This window comes from Haladaptatus sp., from assembly GCF_049589095.1.
GTDB lineage: Archaea > Halobacteriota > Halobacteria > Halobacteriales > Haladaptataceae > Haladaptatus.
Window position 1 is genome coordinate 1 of the sequence record NZ_JBAWAC010000518.1, and the last position, 6,089, is coordinate 6,089.

At 62.1% G+C, this 6,089-nt stretch carries 7 protein-coding genes and 1 pseudogene; 7 read left to right on the forward strand and 1 reads right to left on the reverse strand.

Features of this window, described 5'->3' with window-relative positions; translation table 11 throughout:
• Window positions 1–205: pseudogene (locus WBV42_RS16165) on the forward strand (hypothetical protein); the annotation flags it as partial.
• Here WBV42_RS16165 and WBV42_RS16170 read toward each other — a convergent pair.
• Window positions 206–1,063 carry a winged helix-turn-helix domain-containing protein gene (locus WBV42_RS16170; RefSeq protein WP_423986936.1) on the reverse strand — a complete coding sequence of 286 codons (858 nt, stop codon included), beginning with the start codon at window positions 1,061–1,063 and terminating at the stop codon, window positions 206–208.
• Window positions 1,064–1,165: 102 nt separating this feature from the next.
• Between WBV42_RS16170 and WBV42_RS16175 the strand changes: the two genes are divergently transcribed.
• The 6 genes from WBV42_RS16175 to WBV42_RS16200 form a co-directional block, all read left to right on the forward strand.
• Window positions 1,166–2,218, forward strand: a complete 1,053-nt coding sequence (locus WBV42_RS16175) for an ABC transporter ATP-binding protein (protein ID WP_423986937.1) — start codon at window positions 1,166–1,168, stop codon at window positions 2,216–2,218.
• The gene (locus WBV42_RS16180) at window positions 2,215–3,048 is read left to right on the forward strand and encodes an ABC transporter permease (RefSeq protein WP_423986938.1); all 834 of its coding nucleotides are present in this window, start codon (window positions 2,215–2,217) and stop codon (window positions 3,046–3,048) included. Before WBV42_RS16175 ends, WBV42_RS16180 begins: the two co-directional genes overlap by 4 nt.
• A 90-nt stretch (window positions 3,049–3,138) precedes the next feature.
• A complete protein-coding gene (locus WBV42_RS16185) occupies window positions 3,139–3,579 on the forward strand; it encodes a hypothetical protein (protein ID WP_423986939.1) in 441 nt (146 codons plus the stop codon).
• A 99-nt stretch (window positions 3,580–3,678) separates the two neighbouring features.
• Window positions 3,679–5,379, forward strand: a complete 1,701-nt coding sequence (locus WBV42_RS16190; RefSeq protein ID WP_423986940.1) for an acyl-CoA mutase large subunit family protein — start codon at window positions 3,679–3,681, stop codon at window positions 5,377–5,379.
• A 60-nt stretch (window positions 5,380–5,439) separates the two neighbouring features.
• Window positions 5,440–5,619 carry a hypothetical protein gene (locus tag WBV42_RS16195; protein WP_423986941.1) on the forward strand — a complete coding sequence of 60 codons (180 nt, stop codon included), beginning with the start codon at window positions 5,440–5,442 and terminating at the stop codon, window positions 5,617–5,619.
• A 56-nt stretch (window positions 5,620–5,675) separates the two neighbouring features.
• Window positions 5,676–6,089, forward strand: a 414-nt coding sequence (locus WBV42_RS16200; protein WP_423986942.1) for a molybdopterin-binding protein, incomplete at its 3' end; no start/stop codon positions are given.

The window sequence follows — 6,089 nt, forward strand, 5'->3', positions numbered from 1 at the left end:
GCTGGCGGACGGCCACCACCGGGCAAAGGCCGCGGACCGACTCGATATCGAGGAGATGGACGCCTACGTCATCATCACCGACCACCGGGTCGAACTCGGGATGGCCGAGACGGCGCGCAAGGAAGGACTCGAAAGCATCGACGATATCCAAGTCGTGGATTACGCACGCCATCCGCTGATGGAGACGACGAAACGGTTGCAGTAATCATTCCACGTTCACGACGTTCAACTCCTCGTCGAGCGTGAGCGTCGGTGCGTCCTCCTCCGGGCCGACGACGATACGAATTCGATACGGGTCCTCCGAGACCATATCCGTCTTGGTCTCGCTTCGAACGAAATCGAACGAGAGAAAGGGGACTTCCCGTACGTCGATTCCCCGTTCGTAAAAGTATGAAACGATAGCGGGATGGCGGATGACCGAGCTTTCGACTGGTAAGTGCATTCGCATCCAACAGGAGTCACAGTCGATTCGTGTGACGAGGCTGCCGCCGTCCGTCCAGTGAGGTTTCTCCACGGACATCGACCCGCTACAGAGAAAACACGTTCCATCGACTGCCTTCTGAATGTGGTGTTGTGACTCCACGTTGGCGAACGCGACGATTTCCGACACCGATCGGTTCGTGGCGGCCTGCGGCGGAACGCTCGTTTGGAACACCATGTCGTGTTCGTCACATTCGGTTCGCATGAGGCCGTTCTCGTAGATACCCGTCAAGGACCGCTCACACTGGGGACACGTGTGTTCGAGCGTCGCTGACCGCGACTCCGTTCGTTCGGTGAACGCCCCTTCCCGTATCGCCCCGACGAGTTTGAGTGCAGCATATCGAGGATAGTACTTCCCATCGCGTTTGACGACGAATCGATCACGGAGTTTTGAGAGATGATAGTTGAACTGTCCAGCATCGGAAACGCCAACCGTTCGCCTGAGTTCCGCAAACGAAGGGCCGTCAGTTCCTTCGATAGTTGCCTCCTCCGCGAGCGCTTCGATGATGGCAACTCGCGTCTCATCGGCGAACAGCGCGAACGCCTCTGCCGGTGGGAGAGACTCGGAATCGTCGTCGGTCACAGTTCACGGTTTTCGACCTTCTCGCATAACATTTTCGTGTCAGAAATAATGCTGAAAGGCCGTTCTGGAAACGATTATATTGTCATCACAACAGGAAGACGTATGAGCATCGAATCGCCCCGAGCGGAATCGAAAGCCGACGAGGCGACGGGAGCGAACGGAGAAGCAGCAACGGGAACGACGAAGAGCGAGACGGAATCCATCCTCCACGTCGAAAACCTGCGGAAACGATACGGGGACGGGGCGGATGCGGTCACTGCCGTGGACGGCGTCTCGTTCGACGTGGAGCGGGGTTCCGTCGTCGGACTGCTCGGTCCGAACGGGGCGGGGAAGACGACGACTATCAAATCGATCCTCGGACTGATCATTCCCACCGGCGGTCGAGTGGTCGTCGGCGGTATCGACGTACACGCCGACACGAAGCGGGCGTACAGACACGTCGGAGCGATGCTCGAAGGCGCACGCAACGTCTACTGGCGACTGACCGTCCGGGAGAATTTGGAGTTCTTCGCGGCGCTGGCCGGTCAGCGCCCCGCCGAGACCCGTGAACGCCACGATGCGCTCCTCGACCAGTTCGACCTCTCGGACAAGGCCGACACCGCGGTTCGAGAACTGTCCCGCGGGATGAAACAGAAGGTGTCGCTCGCCTGCACGCTGGCGCGCGACGTGGACGTCGTCTTCCTCGACGAACCGACCCTCGGACTGGACGTCGAGAGTTCGCTCGAACTGCGGGCCGAACTCCGGAACCTGGCGGACGAAACGGGGACGACCGTCCTGCTTTCGAGCCACGACATGGACGTCATCGAGGACATCTGCGACCGCGTCATCATCATGAGCGACGGTCACGTCGTCGCCGACGACAGCCTCGACAACCTGCTCGACCTGTTCCACACACAGGCCTACGCGGTGCAAGTGGCGGGCGAGATTCCCGCTGTGACGCGTCGCCATCTCGAAGACGCGTTCGACGCGACGGAGTTCGAACGGCAGGCCGACCGCGAGCGATTCGCGGTCTCCGTGACGGGCGACGAATTCTACGAGTTTGCCGACTGCCTCCGCGAGAACGGCCTCACGGTTGCGTCGATGGCGTCCGTCGAACCCGATCTGGAGGACGTGTTCCTCAGCATCACCGACGACACAGGAGGTGAGGGCGCGTGAGCTACGGGTCCGAAGGGTCGAACGAGACGCCGGATTCGGATGTCGCCGGAGTGCCGACGCTCTTCACGGCGGTTCTCCGCAAGCGCGTGTTCCTCTTGATTCGCTATCCGATGAACACGCTCGCACAGATCGTGACCGTGTATCTCTTCTTCGCCGTCATCTTCTTCGGCGGGAAGGCGGCCGCCGGGAGCATCGGCGCTGCGAGTGCGCTCGCGGATATGTTCGGGGGTCTCATCGTCGGGTGGTTCCTGTGGACGATGGCGCTGGCGGCGTACTTCAGCCTCGCGGCGAGCGTCACGCACGAGGCACAGTGGGGCACGCTCGAACAGTTGTACATGTCCCCGTACGGGTTCGGGACGGTGATGGCGGCGAGCGTCGTCGCGTACCTCCTCGAAAGCATGCTGTGGGGCGCGATCATCCTCCCGCTGATGCTCGTGACGACCGGGCAGCACCTCGCCGTCGATCTGCTGACCGTCGTTCCCATCGTCGTCCTGACGCTGCTTCCCGTGGTCGGCATCGGCTTCGTCTTCGCCGGACTCGCGCTGTTGTACAAGCGCATCGAAAACGTCTCGCAGTTGATGCAGTTCGTCCTCATCGGCCTCATTGCGGCCCCCGTGGCCGACTTCGAACCGCTTCGCTACCTCCCACTGGTGCAGGGAAGCGCGATGCTTCAGCGAGCGATGCAGAACGGGGTCCGTCTGTGGCAGTTTCCCGCGACCGACCTCGCTATCCTCGTCGCCGCCGCGGTCGGTTACTGTCTGCTCGGCTTCTACGTCTTCACGCTGGCCGCGCGCCGCGCTCGACGACAGGGGGTGCTGGGCCATTACTGACCGTTCCCCCTTCCTGCCGACACATCGTTCCCACCGTTCCGTCACGTCGTCGCCGACACCTACAACTCCTCTCGCTCCCCACCGAAATTCATGCCCGGCGAGAGCGACGACCCAAGGGCCATCCGTGCCGTCGCGGTCCACGCCGACGACGTGGTGACCGCGCTCGAAGCCACCGAGCGCGGCCGGAAGGCGGTGCTGCGGATCACGGCCCCGTTCGCCGGACGGGTGCGCGCCCGTCTCCACGTCGTGCAGGCGACGGAACCGGCGGACGACGGCCACGGCGGTCCCGCTCCGATTCGAATCCCACCGCGAAAACTCGTGACGGCGGACGCACCATCGTATCCACAGGTCGATGATACCGACCCGAGTATGGACGGTTCTTCGACCGAGTACGACGTGGAAGCCCACCACGAGCGCCACGCGGCGGCGATCGAGGCGTGGCGCGAGGACGTTCGTAGGTGCTTCGTCGATTCGGTAGCGTTGGCGACGGAAACCGGACCGCATCGCGTTCGCGTCTCCGTTCTCGGGTGAGGATTCGAATCGGGGGCGACGTCGTCGAGAACGACCCTCCTCACGTCGCACGAATCGCTCACCGAATCCTTAATGAATTCCCCGGCAGAAATTACGACCATGTACGACGAGGATGACCTGCGGGAGATCCGGCAGGGAAAAGAGGAGTGGGAGGAGGATACTCGTTCTCCTGTATTGGAGCGGTTCGGCGAGCGGAAGGAGCGGTTCGCAACCGTCTCGAACCTCGAAGTCGAGGACCTGTACGACCCGACTGACGTTGCGGATATCGACTACGAGGAGGAGTTGGGCTATCCCGGCGAGGACCCTTACACGCGCGGTGTCTACCCGACGATGTACCGCGGTCGGACGTGGACCATGCGCCAGTTCGCCGGGTTCGGGACGGCCGAGGAGACCAACGACCGGTTCCACTATCTCATCGAGAACGGCCAGACCGGCCTCTCGACTGCCTTCGACATGCCGAGCCTGATGGGCAAGGACTCGGACGACCCGCTGTCGGACGGCGAGGTCGGCAAGGAGGGTGTGGCGGTGGACACCCTCCGCGACATGGAAATCCTCTTCGACGGCATCGATTTGGATGAAGTTTCGACCAGTTTCACCATCAACCCGAGCGCGCCCGTCATCTTCGCCATGTACGTTGCGCTGGCCGACCAGCAGGGCGTCCCGCGCGACGAGATTCGCGGCACGTTCCAGAACGACATGCTGAAGGAGTTCATCGCACAGAAGGAGTGGGTCATCCCGCCGGAACCGTCGCTCCACACCGTCACCGACACCGTCGAGTTCGCGGTGGAGGAGACGCCGAACATCAAACCCATCTCGATTTCGGGCTACCACATCCGCGAGGCCGGTTCGACGGCGGTGCAGGAGCTCGCGTTCACGCTCGCCGACGGGTTCGCCTACGTGGAGGACGCGATGGAGCGCGGGTTGGACGTCGACGAGTTCGCGCCACAGCTCTCCTTTTTCTTCAACTCGCACAACTCCATCTTCGAGGAGGTGGCGAAGTTCCGAGCCGCCCGTCGCATCTACTCGACCGTGATGGACGAGTGGTACGGCGCGGAGTCCGAAAAGTCGAAACAGCTCAAGTTCCACACCCAGACGGCCGGACAGTCGTTGACCGCCCAACAGCCGCTGAACAACATCGTCCGCGTGACGATTCAGGCGTTGGCTGGCGTCCTCGGCGGCACCCAGAGTCTCCACACGAACAGCTTCGACGAGGCGCTGGCGCTCCCGAGCGAGCAGGCAGTCCGCGTCGCCCTGCGAACCCAGCAGATCATCGCCGAGGAGAGCGGCGCGGCGGACATCATCGACCCGCTCGGCGGCAGTTTCGCCGTCGAGTCGCTGACCGAAGAGGTGGAGGAGAAAACGATGGCGTACATCGAGGAGATCAAAGAGATGGGCGACGGTTCGGTGCGAGACGGCGTCCTCGAAGGCATCGACCGGGGCTACTTCCACCGCGAGATTCAGGAAGCCTCCTACGAGTACCAGGAGCGCGTCGAGGACGGCGAGGAGATCGTCGTCGGCGTCAACAAGTACGACATCGAGGAGGACACGAAACCGGACATCCTGCAGGTGGACGAGGAGACCCAGAACCGCCAACTCGCCCGATTGGAGGAGGTCAAGGAGGAGCGCGACGACGACGCCGTCGAAGCGGCGCTCGACGACCTCCAAGACGCCATCGACAACGACGAAAACGTCATGCCAGCCATCGTTGACGCGGTGAAGGAGTACGCCACGATGGGCGAGATCATGGACGTGTTCGAGGCCGAACACGGCGCGTATCAGGAGAAGATCGGGCTGGCCTGAGACGCGGCACGAGCGAATCGATCCCGGAAGGTTCATTTTATGTAGATTTGTCGTGATAACATGGACGTTGATGAGCTCTTGATGCCGATCATCGGACTCCAATGCACGCTGCTCGCCATTTTCTTCGTCGTCGCATTTTCCCATACACTGTGGGTGTGGCTCTCCTTTCTCCTCGTTGTCATCGGGACGGTGTTCACGATAGGATGGGCTGTCGCACCACGGGATTCCGACGGAGCGTAGTTTCGACCCTGTTCGGCAGGACGATTTTTATCCATCGAGTGCCATAGGTCGAACCCATGGAAGTCGCGATTCTCACGGTCGGCGACGAAATCCTCGCGGGGGACACGGTGAACACGAACGCGACGTGGTTGGCGGCGGAGATCCACGACAGGGGTGGATCGGTTCGCCGAATCATGACCGTTCCCGACAACGTCGAAATCATCGTGGACTGGGTCCGCGAGTGGCACGAATCGTTCGACGCCGTCATCGTCACCGGCGGTCTCGGCGGAACGCCGGACGACGTGACGATGGACGCGGTTGCGATGGCGCTCGACCGAGAACCCGTCCTCGACACGGAGGTGCGGGATGCGCTCAAGGAGAAAACGCGGAAATTCGTCGAGGAAAACCCCGAATTGACCGACGAGTACGAACTTGACCTGAGCGCCGACGAGGCGGCCGAACTTCCGAAGGGTGGCCGACCGCTCGTGACT